This is a genomic window from Sulfitobacter sp. W027, assembly GCF_025143985.1.
Taxonomy (GTDB): Bacteria; Pseudomonadota; Alphaproteobacteria; order Rhodobacterales; family Rhodobacteraceae; genus Sulfitobacter.
The window spans coordinates 3,346,435-3,362,280 of the sequence record NZ_CP083564.1 but is presented as its reverse complement, the minus strand read 5'-3'; the positions used below and the strand labels follow the sequence as shown (position 1 = coordinate 3,362,280).

The window sequence follows — 15,846 nt, the reverse complement described above, 5'->3', positions numbered from 1 at the left end:
CGTGCCTAACGTCCCGCTTTGCTTATCGCACAAAGGCCGAGTGGATCCCGGCCCATATTTTCGTTTCACCCGGCAACAGGTCATCCACCCGGTCCCACGCGGATGACCGACCTGTGTCCTTCGGACTTTTAAAGAATGGCCTGCCCATTAGCCCGCTGCACCGTAAACCGGCGCAAGAAGCGCTGAACGAACCGTTCGTGTTCTCATCGACAGGGTAAACGTGCTGGCAGCAGCATTCACGACGGTGCGCGAAACCGTTTCTTACCGGTCACTTGCACCCCCCCGAAGTTGGCATTCTGCCAGTTGGCTGACGCCGCGTTCAGGGCCTGTCCCCCCAAGCGAAATGAATCGCTGGACCTTTGGTAGCAAGTGTTTCAGGTCCGCTTCAACATATCTTCCATCTTGACTCATGTATTGTCTAAAAAGAATCTCCGCCGTGGTTTTCCCGCTGCACTTGCACGAAAAAAGGCGCCGCAATGCGGCGCCTCTTGTCTTTCAGTAGGTTGGCTGTGGTGCCAGCTTAACCCAGTACTTTGACCCGTGCAGCAAGGCGCGACATTTTGCGCGATGCGGTATTCTTGTGGAAAACGCCTTTGGTGACGCCGCGCATCAGTTCGGGCTGGGCAGCTTTCAGAGCGGCTGTTGCCGCTTCTTTATCGCCAGACGCAATCGCCTCTTCGACCTTGCGCAGGTAGGTGCGGATGCGCGAACGACGGGCTTTGTTGATCGCAAAACGCTTCTCGTTCTGACGTGCGCGCTTTGCGGATTGTGTTGTATTTGCCATGAGTATCAGCCTTCGGGTTCATTTCGTTGCGTTGCAATGCGTGACGCCAACCCTACCGGAAATCCGGGCCCCAAAAGGGCAGGTGATTCTAGCCAGAGCGGGCTGCACGCGCATGTATTGGGGCTGCCTATAAGACAGCAGGCGCGGCAATGCAAGCCGCGCCACTGGAATCGCTTACTTGTCGCGGAACTGCGCTTCGCGCTTTTCAAGAAAGGCCGACATGCCCTCTTTCTGGTCTTCGGTGTTGAACAGCGAATGGAACATGCGGCGTTCAAACAGAAGGCCTTCGCTCAGCGGCACCTCATAGGCGCGGTTCACGCATTCCTTGACCACGGTGGCAGAGATCATGGATTTCTCGGCGATCTTGCCTGCGGCGGCCATGGCTTCTTCCATCAACTTTTTCACCGGCACAACGCGGGAGACGAGGCCCGAACGTTCTGCTTCTTCGGCGTCCATGAAGCGACCTGTCAGGTTCATGTCCATCGCCTTGGACTTGCCCACCAAACGCGTCAGACGCTGGGTGCCGCCGATGCCTGCCACAACACCAAGGTTAATCTCGGGCTGGCCGAACTTGGCGCTTTCCGAGCAGATGATAAAATCGCACATCATCGCCAATTCGCAGCCACCGCCCAAGGCATAGCCCGACACCGCCGCGATGATCGGCTTGCGGATGCGCAGAATCTGATCGGTTTCGGGGGTGAAGAGATCGCCCATGAAGACGTCGACAAAGCTTTTCTCGCGCATCATTGCGATGTCGGCCCCGGCAGCGAATGCCTTTTCCGAGCCGGTAATGACGATGCAGCGCACCTTGTCGTTTTCCTGCGCGCCCTTCAGCGCTTTGGCCAACTCACCCAGCAACGCGTCGTTGAGCGCATTAAGCGCATCCGGGCGGTTGAGGGTGATCAGGGCCACATGGTTGTCCACGTCCACGGTGATCGTTTCGTAAGCCATCAAGAATGCTCTTTGTTGTTGCGCTCAGGGGAATGTGCATACCACGCGGCAACCATGTTTCAAGTTATCTTTGGCAACGCGGGCAATAGAAGGAAGACCGCCCGCTCTGAACAATGCGGCCAATGGTGCCATCACAGCCCGGTCTGCGACAGGGTTCGCCCTCCCGGCCATAGACATCAAAGCTATGTTGGAAGTAGCCCAATTCGCCGTGGGCTTGGCGGAAGTCTTTCAGCGACGATCCCCCCGCTGTGATCGCAGCGGCCAGCACCCCACGGATGATCGGCACCAGCCCGGCAATGCGGCTTGCAGAGATCTGCCTGGCCTTGCGCGCCGGATGAATGCCCGCCCGGTAAAGCGCTTCGCAGACATAGATATTTCCCAAACCGGCCACGATTCGTTGATCCAGCAGCGCCGATTTGATCGGCATGTTGCGTCCCTTCAGTGCGGTCACCAGATGCGCTTCGTGAAAGTCGTTGCCCAGAGGCTCCGGCCCGAGCGAGGCAAGCAGCTTATGCGCCTCAGCGCTCGCGGTGTTCAGCAGGTCCATCGCCCCAAAGCGGCGCGGGTCGTTAAAGGTGATCCGCGCACCGTTACCCATATGCAACACGACATGGTCATGTTTCTCGGGCGCGGGGTGGTTGTGCTGAAATTGCCCCAGTGGGTCGCCCGAGACCAGCATCCGCCCGGACATGCCCAGATGCACCAGCAGCGATTCCCCGCTCGCCAGATCGGCGAGGATGTATTTCGACCGCCGCCGCAGCAGGCCGACGCGCTGCCCGGTCAGCCGGTCGGCCATCCGCTCGGGGAAGGGCCAGCGCAGGTCGGGGCGATTGACCTCGGCGCGGGCGATCACTTGGCCCTCCATCGCGGGGGCCAGCCCCCGGCGGACGGTTTCGACCTCTGGCAGTTCCGGCATCTCGGTTTCCCCTCTGGCTTGCCTGTGACAAAAGGCACGCATTGTCCCCAGCCTACGGCACCCTATAACAAGGGACTGAACCAGAGGATCGCAAGAGCAGATGACCCAGGACGCCGACAAAACCACCCATTTCGGGTTCGAGACCGTGCCCGAGCATGAAAAAGCAGGTCGCGTGCAGGGTGTGTTCAACTCCGTCGCCAGCAAATATGACATCATGAACGATGTGATGAGCATGGGGATCCACCGCGTCTGGAAAGAAGCGATGATGGATTGGCTCGCCCCGCGTCCCGGTCAGAAGTTGCTCGATGTGGCAGGGGGCACGGGCGATGTGTCTTTCAAATTTCTGGGCCGCGCGGGCCACGGTCATGCGACGGTGCTTGACTTGACCGAGCCGATGCTCGTCGAAGGCCGCAAACGCGCCGAGGCCGACAGCCTGAGCGGCAGTCTCGACTGGGTTGTGGGCGACGCTATGGCGCTGCCGTTCCCTGACAATACATTCGACGTCTACACGATCAGCTTTGGCATTCGTAACGTGACCCGCCCCCAAGAAGCGCTGAACGAGGCTTACCGCGTGTTGCGCCCCGGCGGGCGCCTGATGGTGCTGGAATTCAGCCAATTGCCCAACCCGGCGATGCAGAAAGCCTATGATCTCTACAGCTTCAATGTGATCCCGCGCATGGGCCAAGCTATCGCAGGTGACCGCGATAGCTATCAGTATCTGGTCGAATCGATCCGTAACTTCCCCGATCAGGAGACCTTCCTGTCGATGGTGCGGGCGGCGGGCTTTGGTCAGGCCAAGTACCGCAACCTGACAATGGGCATCGCGGCGCTGCACTCCGGCTGGAAAATCTGATGCGCGGACCTCACAATATTTGGCGGTTGATCCGCACCGGGGCGACGCTCGAACGCACTGGTGCGATGAATGTGGTGCTTGATGCCTTCGACGCGCCCGCGCCGCTGCGTTTCGTGGCCCGTACGCTTGGCCTGCCGTTCAAATGGCTGGGCTACAAAGGTGACCCGACCATGCCGCCCGCGACACGCGCGCTGACGGCACTTGGCCCCGCCTACATTAAGTTCGGACAGGTGCTGTCCACCCGGCCCGACGTGGTGGGCGATGAACTGGCCGTGCAACTGCGTGTCTTGCAAGACAAGCTGCCGCCCTTTGACACCGCGCTGGCCCGCCGCTCGGTGGAGCAGGAGCTTGGCCAGCCGGTCAGCACGATATTCTCAGAGTTCAGCGAACCCGTCGCAGCCGCCTCCATCGCGCAGGTGCATCACGCGCGGCTGGCCGAAACGGGCGAAGAAGTCGCTGTCAAAGTCCTGCGCCCCGGCATTGAAAAAGCCTTCCGCAAGGACATCGACGCCTTCTACCTCGCTGCCCGCATGGCTGAAATCTTCTCGCCCGGTTCGCGCCGTTTGCGCCCAACGGAGGTGATTGAGCATTTCGACGGTGTGGTGCGCGGGGAACTGGACCTGCGGCTGGAAAGCTCGGCCGCCTCTGAATTTGCGGCCAACACCAAAGAAGATACCGGTTTCCAACTGCCCGAGATCAAATGGAACTATTCGGGCCGTCGGGTGATGACGCTGGGCTGGGCCGATGGCGTGCCGCTGGGCGATAACGCTGCAATCGACGCTGCTGGGCATGACCGTGTGGCGCTCTCAGAGCGGGTGCTGCAACTCTTCTTGCAACACGCCCTGCGCGACGGTTATTTCCACGCGGACATGCACCAAGGCAACCTCAAGGTTGCGGCCAATGGCGATATCATCGCTTATGACTTCGGCATCATGGGCCATATCGACAGCTACACCCGCCGGGTTTATGCAGAAATTCTCTATGGCTTCATCCGGCGCGATTATCTGCGTGTGGCGAAGGTGCATTTCGAGGCGGGATATGTGCCCGCCGACAAGGACGTCGATGAATTCGCCCGCGCCCTGCGTGCGGTAGGCGAGCCGATCTTTGGCATGGACGCCACCCGCATCTCCATGGCCCGGTTGCTGACCTACCTTTTTGAGGTGACCGAGCGTTTCGGCATGGAAACCCGGACCGAGCTGATCTTGCTGCAACGCACCATGGTCGTGGTCGAAGGGGTCGCCCGCTCGCTCAACCCGCATATCAACATCTGGGAAGTCGCCAGCCCGATTGTGACCGACTATATCACCAAATCGCTCGGTCCCCGCGCCATGCTCTCGGACCTGCGCGATACGGCGATGGTCATGGCCCGCTTTGGCCCGCGCCTGCCGGGGCTGGTCGAACAGGCGCTGAACCGTCAAGCTGAAGAGCAGCCGCAGCGCCGCCCCCGTTTCTGGCGCTATATCGCGGCGACTGCGGTGATGTCCGGCATGGCCGGGGCCACCACCATCGCGCTGATTGACGCGCTTCTATAGGGTAGGGGGCCATGGGGCCCCGCCTTGGTTTAAGTGATGCGTTCGATTGCCATCGCGATGCCCTGACCGCCACCGATGCACATGGTGATCAACGCGCGCTTGCCGCCGATCCGCTCCAGCTCATAAAGCGCCTTTACGGTGATGATCGCCCCCGTCGCGCCGACCGGATGGCCAAGCGCAATCGCCCCACCGTTGGGGTTCACCTTCGCAGGATCAAAGCCCAGCTCTTTGCTCACCGCCAGCGCTTGGCTGGCAAAGGCTTCGTTGCTTTCGATCACGTCGAAGTCGCTGGCTTTCAGCCCGGTGCGTTTCAGAAGGTTCTGCACGGCAGGGATCGGCCCGATGCCCATCACCTCAGGCCGCACACCAGCATGGGCGTAGCCTATAATGCGCGCACGGGGTTTCAACCCAGCGGCCTCAGCCGCTTCGGCGCGGGCCAGCACCAGTGCTCCCGCACCGTCATTGATGCCGCTGGCATTACCGGCGGTGACACGTCCATCTTTCTGGAACACCGGACGCAGCCCGGCCAGCGCTTCGGCGGTGGTCGCCTTGGGGTGTTCGTCGGTGTCGAACGGCACCATGTCCCGCTTGACCTTTACGTCGAACGGCACGATCTGATCCGTGAAATGCCCCGCCGCGATGGCCGCTGCTGCACGCTCTTGGCTTTGCAGGGCGAAATCATCCATCTGCTCGCGCGTGATGCTATGCTCATCCGCCACATTCTCTGCCGTGACCCCCATGTGGCCGGTGCCAAAGGGGCAGTTGAGCGTGCCAAGCAGCATATCTAGGCTACGCGCATCGCCCATCTTCTGGCCCCAGCGGGCGTCGGGCAGGATATAGGGCGCGCGGGACATGCTCTCGGCACCCCCGGCAAGGGCGAAATCCGCGTCGCCGAGCATGAGGCTTTGGGTGGCCGAGACCAGCGCCTGTACGCCGGAACCGCATAGGCGGTTCACGTTCATCGCAGGCACTTCATCAGGCACACCCGCCTCCCGCGCGGCGACGCGGCTGAGGTACATGTCGCGCGGCTCGGTGTTGATGACATTGCCGAAAACCACATGGCCGATCTGCGCCGGGTCAACGCCCGCCCGCTCCATCGCGGCGCGGGCCACGATGCTGCCCAGGGTGGTTGGCGGGGTCGCGGCCAGGCTGCCGCCGAAAGTACCAATGGCGGTGCGGGCGCCGCCCAAGATGACGATATCGTTTGACATGAAGCTCTCCTCTATCCGTTGGCGGCACTATGAGGCGGAGATGACCCATTGTCAGGCGAAACGTCCCGTCAAAGCGCCGCTTGACAGGGGCAGTGCGCCGCGCGACATATCCGCCATGACGGAAAATAATGACAAGATCCTGACGCAACTGCCCGCCCGCCTGAAAGAAGCGCGGCAGGGGCAGGGGCTGTCGCTTGATGCCGTGGCCAAGCTATCGGGCGTGTCACGCTCTATGGTGAGCCAGATTGAGCGCGGGGAATCGAGCCCGACCATCGCCACGCTGTGGAACCTGACCCGGGCCTTGCAGGTGGATTTCGCGGGGCTTTTAGATGGCGCGCCAACCGAAGCGCAGATCGAAGTGCTGCGCAGTGCTGCGGTGCCGACGATCAACAATCTTGGCTCCGGCTGTCGCATCCGCATCCTATCTCCGCCCGAAGAAGCCGGGCATCATGAGGTGTATGAGCTGCTCATCGCCGAGGGCGGCATGTTGGACAGCGCCCCGCATACCCGTGGTGCCCGTGAGCATCTGAGCGTCTTTGAAGGTGCTGTCGAGGTCACAAGCGGCGCGGGGACCGAGCAATTGCAGGCCGGAGACACCGCCCGTTATGCTGCCGATGTACCCCACGCCATCCGCGCCACGGCGGGACCGGTACGGGCCTTCTTGGTCGTGCAGGACGCCTGATATCCGGTATATCGGAAAAAATCCGCTATTCAAGAAATCCTCTATTCCGGAATAGCTTCCGCTATGGTAGATGAGCCTCAAAAGGAGAGTCTCATGACCAAAGCATTTCTGGACCACATCACCGACACCCTGGCCGAGATTGACGCCGAGGGCATGATGAAGCGCGAGCGTCTGATTACCACGCCGCAGGGCGGGGAAATTGAGGTTGGCACCCTCGAGGTCATCAACCTTTGCGCCAACAACTATCTTGGACTGGCTGACCACCCCGAATTGATCGCCACGGCGAAACAGGCGATGGATGATAAAGGTTTCGGCATGGCCTCGGTCCGCTTCATCTGCGGCACGCAGGACATTCACCGCGAGCTGGAGCAGAAGCTGGCGAGCTTCCTTGGGCACGACGATTCGATCCTCTTCGCCGCCTGTTTCGACGCCAACGGCGGGCTGTTCGAGCCGCTATTAGGGCCAGAGGATGCGGTAATCTCTGACGCGCTGAACCATGCGTCGATCATTGACGGCATACGCCTGTGTAAGGCCAAGCGCTACCGCTATGCCAACAGCGACATGGCAGATTTGGAGGCCAAGCTGAAACAGGCCCGCGAAGACGGTGCGCGTTTCATTATGATCGCCACGGACGGCGTTTTCTCCATGGACGGCTACCTCGCCAACCTGCCCGAGATTGTGGCGCTGGCCGAGAAATATGAGGCACTGGTGATGGTGGACGACTGCCACTCCACCGGCTTTATGGGGCCGAAGGGCGAAGGCACCCCGGCGCATCACGGGGTCAAGGTCGACATCGTGACCGGAACGCTGGGCAAGGCGCTCGGCGGGGCGATTGGCGGCTATATCGCCGGGCCGCAGGCGGTGATCGACCTGCTGCGCCAGCGCGCGCGGCCCTATCTGTTTTCCAACTCGCTGCCCTCATCGATTGTCATGGCAGGGATGCGGGCGCTGGAACTGGTGGAGCAAGGCGACGATCTGCGGGCGCAGTTGTTTGAGAATACCGCTTACTGGCGTGCGGGGCTGGAAAGGCTCGGCTTTGATCTGCTGCCGGGAGAACATCCGATTGTTCCGGTCATGCTGGGCGAGGCGCAACTGGCGCAAGATATGGCGGCGAAACTGTTTGAAGAGGGGGTCTATGTCTCCGGCTTCTTCTTCCCGGTGGTGCCACGCGGACAGGCGCGCATCCGCACCCAGATGAACGCAGCCTTAACGCGCGAGCAGCTGGACCGGGCGCTGAAAGCCTTTGAAGTGGCGGGCAAAGCCTGTGGGGTGATCGAATGACCACGAATGAAATGAAGGCACTGGCCAAGCTTCATGCCCGCGAGGGGCTGTGGATGACCCACGCCCCGGTGCCGGAAATCGGCCCGGATGACGTGCTGATTAAGATCAACAAAACCGGCATCTGCGGCACCGATATTCACATCTGGAACTGGGATGACTGGGCCGCCGGGACCGTGCCGGTGGGGCTGATCACCGGCCATGAGTTCGCGGGCGAGATCGTGGAATTGGGCCGCAACGTCGAAGGACTGGAGATCGGCCAGCGCTGCTCGGGCGAGGGGCATCTGATCGGCAAGCAGTCGCGCCAGAGCCGGGCGGGCAAGTTCCACCTCGATCCCGCGACGCGGGGTATTGGAGTGAACGAGCAGGGGGCTTTTGCGCAGTACCTCAAGCTGCCTGCCTTCAACGTTGTTCCGCTGCCAGACGAGATTTCGGACGACATCGGCGCGATCCTCGATCCCTTGGGCAACGCGGTGCATACGGCGCTGAGTTTCGATCTGGTGGGCGAGGATGTGTTGATCACAGGCGCGGGCCCCATTGGCATCATGGCCGCCGCTGTCGCGCGGCATGTGGGCGCGCGGCATGTGGTAATTACGGATGTGAACCCCGCACGGCTGGCGCTGGCGGATAAGGTCGCCGATGTGGTGACAGTGAACGTCGCCGAAGAGGATTTGGCGGACGTGATTCCCCGATTGAAAATGAAGCAGGGCTTTGACGTCGGTTTGGAAATGTCCGGCAACCAACAGGCGCTCGATCAGATGGTCGAGGCCATGACCATGGGCGGGCGTATCGCCATGCTGGGCATCCCACCGGGTAAGTCGCCGGTGGACTGGAGCCGCATCGTCTTCAAAGCCATCACCATCAAGGGCGTCTATGGCCGCGAGATCTTCGAGACGTGGTACAAGATGATCGCCATGCTGGAAAACGGTCTCGACGTCTCGCAGATCATCACCCATCGCTTCGGCGTGGATGATTTCGAGAAGGGCTTTGCCGCGATGAAGTCCGGCCAGTCGGGGAAAGTAGTCCTCGACTGGACGTGAACCTATCAGGGGCGCAGGCTATTGCGCCCCTGTTGTGTCAGCACCCAAACATCGTCACCCTCAAACACCGCCGCGCAAAGCGGTTTGCCATAGCCTGCCCCGGTGTCGAGGTTCACCCGGTTGCCGTAATGCGTGGCGCTGTCTACCGGGGTATGGCCGTGCACGATCAGCTTGGGATGTGGGGCGGTGAAATTGTGAAACTCTTTGCGGATCCACAGCAGGTCATTCTCGCGCTGTTCGTCCAGCGGTACTTCGGGGCGGATGCCTGCATGGGCAAAGAAAAGATCGGGCGTTTGATGGCTCAGCGCGAGGGTTCTTAGAAAATCCACATGTCCCTGCGGCACCGCTTCGCGCGCCTTGGCATGGACATCAGACAGCCGGTCACGCCCGCTGACCGAGACACCGTAGGAGCCGAGCGTCGTGTCCCCGCCCAAACGCGGGTTCAGCCAATTGAGTTCAACAAGCAAGAGCGGATCGTGGCGCGGGAAATCCTCCATGAACCAGCTGAACATGCGGTCATGATTGCCCATGAGGAAGGTCCAGTTGCGGCCCTCAGCCTTGCCGGTAGCCAATCGCTCAATAACCGCTTTGCTATCAGGACCGCGATCAGTGTAATCGCCTAGAAAAACGATGCGCGCGTCTGGCCCGCCATCTTCTTCGATCAAGGTTAGCACGCGCTCAAGCTCGGCGGCGTAGCCGTGGATGTCTCCGATGGCATAGATGGGGCTGGGCATAATCATTCCTGTCCTTCTGCGCCCCCACGTGATGCCGCAAAGGGGCGGGGAAGGGAAGGCTCAGCGGGGTAGCGCGGCCTCGCCTTTGTTCAGCGGCAGCATCAGCGTGGCAATCTGCTCACGTAGCCAGCGGTGCGCGGGGGCGTTGGTGGCGCGCTTGTGCCAATACATGCCGATCAGGGGCGTCGGCATGGGGAAGGGCGTGGCATAGACGTCAATGTTCAGCTTGCCCGCCATGCGATGCGCCATCTGCTGCGGCACCAAGGCAACATGATCACTGCCCGCAACCGCGCTGAACACACCGTAGAAAACCGGCAGCGTCATCACGACCCGACGTTTCCGCTTAACCCGCGCCAGCGCGGCATCCCCCATGGCCGCAGTCTGCCCTTCGGGTGAGAAAAGGATATGTCCAAGGGTGCACAGCAGATCGAGCGGAATGGCGGCACCGGGGGCAAGCCCGGCCGCATCTAACTGCGGATGGGCGCGACGTGCGATGACGGCAAAGCTAGAGTTAAACAGCGGCTGCCAGTCGACCCAGCCGGGGCAGTCCAGCTGCGGGATCAGGGCAAGGTCAACCTCATGGCTCTTAAGTGGACCGATGTAGTTGTCGGGCATCAGATCGACCAGTTGCAGAAGGATACCGGGCGCGAGCTTTGCAAGGTGGTCACCAAGTGGTGGCATCAACATCTCGGCAAAGAAATCGCTTCCCGACAACACAAATCTGTCAACGGCAGAGGCTGGATCAAATTGGGGCGGGCCGGAAAGCAGGACCTCCACCTCATCTAAGGCGCGGCGTAGGGGGTCGGACAGGCTTTGCGCGAATTGCGTAGGCTCCAGCCTTTGCCCCACCCGCACAAAGAGCGGATCGGCCAGCGCCACCCGAAGGCGCCCGAGCGCGGCAGAGACTGCTGGTTGAGACAGTCCGATGCGCCGACCCGCTGCGACGGTCGAATTCTCACGCAACAGCGCGTCCAGCACCCGCAACAGATTGAGGTCGAAGCCGGATAAATTCATGCCATGGATATTAGTAATAAGATCTATGAGTTTCCACAATTAAACGCGGCATGAGACCCTGACAGCATGATGGGCATAGGGAGGAAGTACTATGACACGCGATGCAAAGGAGTTGGAGCCGGTCGAATGGCTTGGCACGCGGTATGAAATAATCCTGTCCAAAGAGGCGAGTGGCGGGGCCATGTCGATCGTCCGTTCCGAAGCGCCGCCCGATAGCGGACCGCCCCTGCACGTGCATCACGATGCGGATGAGACATTCGTGATGCTCAGCGGCGAGGCGGAGTTTGTGCTGGACGGTCAGCGTAAGTCCCTGCAGGCAGGCGAGACGATCTTCGTTCCCCGGGGACAGCATCATACCTTCCGCGTGGTAGGGGATGCCCCTTCACGCCATCTGGTGATCCTGACGCCGGGCGGATTTGAGGGGTTCTTTGTCGAGATGGGCCGCGACCAATTGGCGATCCCGGAGGATATGGAAGAAATTACCAAACGCGCGGCGCAATATCATCTAAGCTTTACCGGCCCGCCCTTGGCGGCGATGTGAGAGGGGGCGCAGAATGCGTGGTTTATCATTTGCCTTTCTTCTCTGTGGCACGGTAGCGGTGCTGATCGGCATGGCTTGGGGTATCCAGATGGCGGCGACCGGGGATCATGGTCTGTCGCCCGCCCATGCCCATCTCAACCTGCTGGGTTGGGTCACTTTTGCGATCTATGGCTTCTATTACCATCTCGTGCCAACCGCCTCGGCCAGCCGACTGGCGTGGGTGCATTTTGGTTTAGCGTTGTTAGGGTTGGTCTTAATCGTGCCGGGCATCGCTATGGCGGTAAGCGGCAGCGGAGAGACTTTGGCCAAGGTCGGATCACTGGTGACGCTGCTCTCGGCGCTGGTCTTTCTTGTCGTCCTGTGGCGCAGCCGCTTGACCACGCCCTAACGTAAAAACGCCCCCGGTCGGGGGCGCTTTCGGTTCATCAGGGGTAAGGCTCAAGCCACGTCGAACTGCAGCGGCTTGATCTGCCGGAACATGCCAGTGTCACGCAGTTTGCCGATCACGGGCTCGGGCACCTGATCGTCGACATAGAGCAGGGCAATCGCCTCGCCCTTTGCGGCGCTCCGACCCAAGGTGAAGTTGGCGATGTTAACGCCGTTCTCGCCCATGGTCTGACCCAGCGTGCCGATGATGCCCGGCACGTCTTCATTGGTGGTGTAGAGCATGTGTTCACCGATCTCGGCGTCGATGGTGATGCCTTTGATCTGAATAAAGCGCGGCTTGCCGTCCGAGAAGACGGTGCCGGCGATGGAGCGCTCGCGTTTCTCCGTCACAACCGTCACTTTGACATAGCCGTCGAACACGCCGGATTTGTCTTGGTTCGTGGTGCTGATCTGGATGCCCTTTTCGCGGGCGACCACAGGGGCGGAAACCATGTTCACATCCGGGTTGGCACGCTTCATGATGCCTGCCACGACGCCGCAGTTCAGCGCCTTGAGGTTCATTTTGGCGACCGAGCCGTCGTAGAGGATGTTAATCGCCTTGATCGGCTCGTCCGTCATCTGGCCGATGAAGGCCCCGAGATGGCCCGCCAGCTTGACCCATGGGCCCATGACCTTGGCTTCTTCAGCGGTGACCGAAGGCATGTTCAGCGCGTTGGTCACGGCCCCGGTCAGCAGGTAATCCGACATCTGCTCGGCGACTTGCAGGGCCACGTTTTCCTGCGCTTCGGTGGTCGCGGCACCAAGGTGGGGTGTACAGACCACGTTTGGCAGGCCGAAGAGAGGGTTCTCCGTGGCTGGTTCCTCGGCGAAGACGTCGAAGGCCGCACCGGCGACATGGCCCGATTTCAGCAGCTCGGCCAGCGCTTCCTCGTCTACCAGACCGCCGCGGGCACAGTTGATGATGCGCACGCCGGGCTTGGTTTTGGCAAGGTTTTCGCGCCCCAAAATGTTCGCTGTCTGGTCGGTGAATGGCACGTGCAGCGTGATGAAATCGGCACGCTTAAGCAGATCATCAAGCTCGACCTTCTCAACGCCCATCTCCTCGGCTTTTTCTTCGCCCAAGAAGGGGTCATAGGCCACGACCTTCATCTTCAGCCCACGCGCCCGGTCGCAAACGATGCCACCGATGTTGCCCGCGCCGATCACACCCAAGGTCTTGCCAGTCAGCTCAACGCCCATGAACTTGGACTTTTCCCATTTGCCCGCGTGGGTCGAGGCCGACGCTTCGGGGATCTGGCGCGCCACGGCGAACATCATCGCGATGGCATGTTCGGCAGTGGTAATCATGTTGCCGAAGGGCGTGTTCATCACGATCACACCCTGTTTCGAGGCGGCATCCTTGTCGATGTTGTCGGTGCCGATGCCCGCGCGGCCAATGACCTTGAGGTTCGGCGCAGCGGCGAGGATTTTCTCGGTCACTTTGGTGGCGGAGCGGATCGCGAGACCGTCATAGTTGCCGATGATCTCGGCCAGTTTGTCTTTGTCCTTGCCCAGTTGGGGCTGGAAATCGACATCGATGCCACGGTCACGGAAGATTTGAACGGCGGCTTCCGACAGGCTGTCGGAGATGAGTACTTTGGGAGCCATGTTTGTGGTCCTTTTCAATAATATAGGGGCAGGGGCGGCGCGTGGGGTTACGCGCCTGCCGGAATGCTTCAGGCGTTGATTTCAGTCTCGAAAGCCCATGCGAGCCACGGCAGCATCGCTTCGATATCAGCCGTTTCAACCGTGCCGCCGCACCAGATGCGCAGGCCCGGAGGGGCATCGCGGTAAGCGCCGACGTCGAGGGCCGCGCCTTCAGCTTCCAGCCGCTTGGCCACGGCCTTGGCGAAGGCTGCGCCGTCTTGAATGCGGTTATCAGTGAACTTGAGGCAGACCGAGGTGTTGGACCTTGTCGCGGGATCGGTGGCGAGGAAATCAATCCAGCCATGCGCGTCAACGAAATCGGCAATCGCCTTGGTGTTGGCATCGGCCCGCGCGATCAGCCCTTTGAGGCCGCCCACGGATTTCGCCCAGTCCAGCGCCTGCAGGTAGTCTTCGACGCAGAGCATCGAAGGCGTGTTTATAGTTTCGCCCTTGAAGATGCCTTCGATCAGCTTGCCGCCTTTGGTCAGACGGAAGATTTTCGGCAGGGGCCATGCGGGGGTGTAGCTTTCCAACCGCTCAACTGCGCGGGGGCTGAGGATCAGCATGCCATGCGCCGCTTCGCCGCCCAGCACCTTCTGCCAAGAGAAGGTCGTCACATCCAGCTTGTCCCAAGGCAGGTCCATCGCAAAGGCCGCCGAGGTGGCGTCGCAAAGCGTCAGGCCGGCGCGGTCAGCGGGGATCGCATCGCCGTTCGCCATCCGCACGCCAGAGGTGGTGCCGTTCCATGTAAAGCAAACGTCGTTGTCATAGTTCAGCGCCGCCATGTCGACGATCTCGCCATACTCGGCGGTGTGGACCTGCGCGTCGATTTTCAGCTGTTTGACCACATCGGTGACCCAGCCTGCGCCGAAGGATTCCCAAGCGACCATCTCAGCCGGGCGTTCGCCCAAGAGCGACCACATGGCCATCTCAAATGCGCCGGTGTCAGAGGCGGGCACGATGCCGATGCGGTAGTCCGCAGGGACGCCCAGCACCTCGCGGGTGGTCTCGATCGCCTTGAGCAGTTTCGCCTTACCGGGCGCGGCACGGTGGCTGCGGCCCAGCGGTGCGTCGCCAAGCTTGGTCAGATCGAATGTGGGGATTTTGGCGCAGGGGCCGGAGGAGAAACGGGGGTTTGCCGGTACGGCAACAGGTTTCGCGTCCGGGCGCAGTGCCGGTTGTTCAATAGCCATTTATGCTACCCTCTCAGATAATCGCCCTTCGTTGGGGAAGGGTGTCCCACTTGCCGAGATACGCGGGGAGGCCGGGCTGGCACAAGTCGCAAAATGACGCTAGGACGCCGGTCATGTCGCTTTGCGCGGCGCGAATGATGCGGATCGGAAACTTATGTTCACGGCAATCTTGTTGACCTCCCCCTCCACCCCCTCCCTCGACCCGGCGTTGGTCGAGAGCCTGCGCAACGCATGGGGCGGGGGTGGCGCGCTTTGGCTGGCCCCGGATGAGGCGGCGGAGTTCTCGCTGACCCAGATGCCGGAGAACCGCTGGGACGTCTGGGAAAGCTGCCAGTCGATGGGAGTCGATCTGGTGATCGTGCCAACCGAGGGCCGCCGCAAGAATATGCTGCTGGCCGATATGGACAGCACGATGATCCAGCAGGAATGTATCGACGAATTGGCCGACGAAGCGGGCGTTGGCGCGCATGTGAAAGAGATCACCGCCCGCGCCATGAACGGCGAGTTGGATTTCGACGGCGCGCTGCGCGAACGTGTCGGCCTGCTGAAAGGGCTGGAAGCCGCTGTCATCGACAAGGTCTTGGCCGAGCGCATCACCCTGATGCCCGGAGGCGGGGCGCTGGTGGGCACGATGAAGACCAACGGTGGCTATGCTGCACTGGTCTCGGGCGGGTTTACGGCTTTCACGGCCAAGGTTGCCGAGATGCTGGGTTTTGACGAAAACCGTGCCAATACGCTGCTGGTCGATCAGGCCGCGCTGACCGGCGAGGTGGGGCTGCCGATTTTGGGGCGTGAGGCGAAGGTCGCCGCTCTGGAAGAGATCACCGCGAAGCTGGGGATCACCGAGGATCAGGTCATTGCCGTGGGCGACGGGGCGAATGATCTGGGCATGTTGGGCCGCGCTGGCATGGGGGTGGCGCTGCATGCAAAGCCTTCTGTCGCGGCGGAATGTGACATCCGCATCAACTTCGGTGATCTGACTGCGCTGCTCTTTGTGCAGGGCTATGCGCGCAGCGAATTCGCAGGCTAACACAAAACCCTGAT

General features: G+C 61.2%; 16 protein-coding genes. 8 read left to right on the top strand and 8 right to left on the bottom strand.

The features are described 5' to 3' along the window. Positions 1 to 520: 520 nt before the first annotated feature. The 3 genes from rpsT to mutM all read right to left on the bottom strand — a co-directional run bounded on the left by rpsT (position 521) and on the right by mutM (position 2,651). Positions 521 to 784 (bottom strand): 30S ribosomal protein S20, encoded by a 264-nt coding sequence (gene rpsT, locus K3759_RS16530; RefSeq protein ID WP_259983451.1) that lies wholly within the window; start codon positions 782 to 784, stop codon positions 521 to 523. A 174-nt stretch (positions 785 to 958) separates the two neighbouring features. Beyond that, positions 959 to 1,735 (bottom strand): enoyl-CoA hydratase, encoded by a 777-nt coding sequence (locus K3759_RS16525; RefSeq protein ID WP_259946672.1) that lies wholly within the window; start codon positions 1,733 to 1,735, stop codon positions 959 to 961. Between the two features lie 64 nt (positions 1,736 to 1,799). Then, on the bottom strand, positions 1,800 to 2,651 hold the full coding sequence (gene mutM / locus K3759_RS16520; RefSeq protein ID WP_259983450.1) for a bifunctional DNA-formamidopyrimidine glycosylase/DNA-(apurinic or apyrimidinic site) lyase: 852 nt from the start codon (positions 2,649 to 2,651) through the stop codon (positions 1,800 to 1,802). Positions 2,652 to 2,751: 100 nt separating this feature from the next. Between mutM and ubiE the strand changes: the two genes are divergently transcribed. Next, on the top strand, positions 2,752 to 3,504 hold the full coding sequence (gene ubiE, locus K3759_RS16515) for a bifunctional demethylmenaquinone methyltransferase/2-methoxy-6-polyprenyl-1,4-benzoquinol methylase UbiE (RefSeq protein WP_259983448.1): 753 nt from the start codon (positions 2,752 to 2,754) through the stop codon (positions 3,502 to 3,504). Next, positions 3,504 to 5,036, top strand: coding sequence for a 2-polyprenylphenol 6-hydroxylase (ubiB, locus tag K3759_RS16510; protein WP_259983446.1), 1,533 nt, complete (start codon positions 3,504 to 3,506; stop codon positions 5,034 to 5,036). Before ubiE ends, ubiB begins: the two co-directional genes overlap by 1 nt. 29 nt (positions 5,037 to 5,065) lie before the next feature. On the opposite strand, the gene K3759_RS16505 is transcribed toward ubiB, so the two are convergent. After that, a complete protein-coding gene (locus tag K3759_RS16505; protein ID WP_259983444.1) occupies positions 5,066 to 6,247 on the bottom strand; it encodes an acetyl-CoA C-acyltransferase family protein in 1,182 nt (393 codons plus the stop codon). 115 nt (positions 6,248 to 6,362) lie between these two features. On the opposite strand from K3759_RS16505, the gene K3759_RS16500 reads away from it, so the two are divergent. From K3759_RS16500 to tdh, 3 genes are all read left to right on the top strand, one after another. Next, the gene (locus tag K3759_RS16500; RefSeq protein ID WP_259985677.1) at positions 6,363 to 6,929 is read left to right on the top strand and encodes a helix-turn-helix domain-containing protein; all 567 of its coding nucleotides are present in this window, start codon (positions 6,363 to 6,365) and stop codon (positions 6,927 to 6,929) included. A gap of 93 nt (positions 6,930 to 7,022) precedes the next feature. Next, the gene (locus K3759_RS16495) at positions 7,023 to 8,210 is read left to right on the top strand and encodes a glycine C-acetyltransferase (RefSeq protein ID WP_259983442.1); all 1,188 of its coding nucleotides are present in this window, start codon (positions 7,023 to 7,025) and stop codon (positions 8,208 to 8,210) included. After that, positions 8,207 to 9,247 (top strand): L-threonine 3-dehydrogenase, encoded by a 1,041-nt coding sequence (tdh, locus tag K3759_RS16490; RefSeq protein ID WP_259983440.1) that lies wholly within the window; start codon positions 8,207 to 8,209, stop codon positions 9,245 to 9,247. Before K3759_RS16495 ends, tdh begins: the two co-directional genes overlap by 4 nt. 5 nt (positions 9,248 to 9,252) lie before the next feature. Here the strand turns inward: tdh and K3759_RS16485 are convergent, their stop codons facing one another. Together K3759_RS16485 and K3759_RS16480 are read right to left on the bottom strand one after the other, a co-directional pair. Further along, positions 9,253 to 9,981 carry a metallophosphoesterase family protein gene (locus tag K3759_RS16485; RefSeq protein ID WP_409202495.1) on the bottom strand — a complete coding sequence of 243 codons (729 nt, stop codon included), beginning with the start codon at positions 9,979 to 9,981 and terminating at the stop codon, positions 9,253 to 9,255. Positions 9,982 to 10,041: 60 nt separating this feature from the next. Continuing rightward, positions 10,042 to 10,995, bottom strand: a complete 954-nt coding sequence (locus tag K3759_RS16480) for a LysR family transcriptional regulator (protein WP_259983438.1) — start codon at positions 10,993 to 10,995, stop codon at positions 10,042 to 10,044. A 91-nt stretch (positions 10,996 to 11,086) separates the two neighbouring features. On the opposite strand from K3759_RS16480, the gene K3759_RS16475 reads away from it, so the two are divergent. Together K3759_RS16475 and K3759_RS16470 are read left to right on the top strand one after the other, a co-directional pair. Then, a complete protein-coding gene (locus K3759_RS16475; protein ID WP_259983436.1) occupies positions 11,087 to 11,536 on the top strand; it encodes a cupin domain-containing protein in 450 nt (149 codons plus the stop codon). A 13-nt stretch (positions 11,537 to 11,549) separates the two neighbouring features. Beyond that, on the top strand, positions 11,550 to 11,924 hold the full coding sequence (locus K3759_RS16470) for a hypothetical protein (RefSeq protein WP_259983435.1): 375 nt from the start codon (positions 11,550 to 11,552) through the stop codon (positions 11,922 to 11,924). A 50-nt stretch (positions 11,925 to 11,974) separates the two neighbouring features. Here the strand turns inward: K3759_RS16470 and serA are convergent, their stop codons facing one another. Both serA and K3759_RS16460 read right to left on the bottom strand, forming a co-directional pair. Continuing rightward, positions 11,975 to 13,570 (bottom strand): phosphoglycerate dehydrogenase, encoded by a 1,596-nt coding sequence (gene serA / locus K3759_RS16465; protein WP_259983433.1) that lies wholly within the window; start codon positions 13,568 to 13,570, stop codon positions 11,975 to 11,977. 68 nt (positions 13,571 to 13,638) lie between these two features. Then, positions 13,639 to 14,802, bottom strand: coding sequence for a phosphoserine transaminase (locus tag K3759_RS16460; protein WP_259983432.1), 1,164 nt, complete (start codon positions 14,800 to 14,802; stop codon positions 13,639 to 13,641). 154 nt (positions 14,803 to 14,956) lie between these two features. Between K3759_RS16460 and serB the strand changes: the two genes are divergently transcribed. Next, positions 14,957 to 15,832, top strand: a complete 876-nt coding sequence (serB, locus tag K3759_RS16455) for a phosphoserine phosphatase SerB (RefSeq protein ID WP_259983431.1) — start codon at positions 14,957 to 14,959, stop codon at positions 15,830 to 15,832. Positions 15,833 to 15,846 lie beyond the last annotated feature (14 nt).

Excerpts from the sequence above, each read along its gene's own strand:
- rpsT (WP_259983451.1), bottom strand. The coding sequence starts at position 784 with ATGGCAAATACAACACAATCCGCAAAGCGCGCACGTCAGAACGAGAAG.
- K3759_RS16525 (WP_259946672.1), bottom strand. The coding sequence starts at position 1,735 with ATGGCTTACGAAACGATCACCGTGGACGTGGACAACCATGTGGCCCTG.
- mutM (WP_259983450.1), bottom strand. The coding sequence starts at position 2,651 with ATGCCGGAACTGCCAGAGGTCGAAACCGTCCGCCGGGGGCTGGCCCCC.
- ubiE (WP_259983448.1), top strand. The coding sequence starts at position 2,752 with ATGACCCAGGACGCCGACAAAACCACCCATTTCGGGTTCGAGACCGTG.
- ubiB (WP_259983446.1), top strand. The coding sequence starts at position 3,504 with ATGCGCGGACCTCACAATATTTGGCGGTTGATCCGCACCGGGGCGACG.
- K3759_RS16505 (WP_259983444.1), bottom strand. The coding sequence starts at position 6,247 with ATGTCAAACGATATCGTCATCTTGGGCGGCGCCCGCACCGCCATTGGT.
- K3759_RS16500 (WP_259985677.1), top strand. The coding sequence starts at position 6,363 with ATGACGGAAAATAATGACAAGATCCTGACGCAACTGCCCGCCCGCCTG.
- K3759_RS16495 (WP_259983442.1), top strand. The coding sequence starts at position 7,023 with ATGACCAAAGCATTTCTGGACCACATCACCGACACCCTGGCCGAGATT.
- tdh (WP_259983440.1), top strand. The coding sequence starts at position 8,207 with ATGACCACGAATGAAATGAAGGCACTGGCCAAGCTTCATGCCCGCGAG.
- K3759_RS16485 (WP_409202495.1), bottom strand. The coding sequence starts at position 9,981 with ATGCCCAGCCCCATCTATGCCATCGGAGACATCCACGGCTACGCCGCC.
- K3759_RS16480 (WP_259983438.1), bottom strand. The coding sequence starts at position 10,995 with ATGAATTTATCCGGCTTCGACCTCAATCTGTTGCGGGTGCTGGACGCG.
- K3759_RS16475 (WP_259983436.1), top strand. The coding sequence starts at position 11,087 with ATGACACGCGATGCAAAGGAGTTGGAGCCGGTCGAATGGCTTGGCACG.
- K3759_RS16470 (WP_259983435.1), top strand. The coding sequence starts at position 11,550 with ATGCGTGGTTTATCATTTGCCTTTCTTCTCTGTGGCACGGTAGCGGTG.
- serA (WP_259983433.1), bottom strand. The coding sequence starts at position 13,570 with ATGGCTCCCAAAGTACTCATCTCCGACAGCCTGTCGGAAGCCGCCGTT.
- K3759_RS16460 (WP_259983432.1), bottom strand. The coding sequence starts at position 14,802 with ATGGCTATTGAACAACCGGCACTGCGCCCGGACGCGAAACCTGTTGCC.
- serB (WP_259983431.1), top strand. The coding sequence starts at position 14,957 with ATGTTCACGGCAATCTTGTTGACCTCCCCCTCCACCCCCTCCCTCGAC.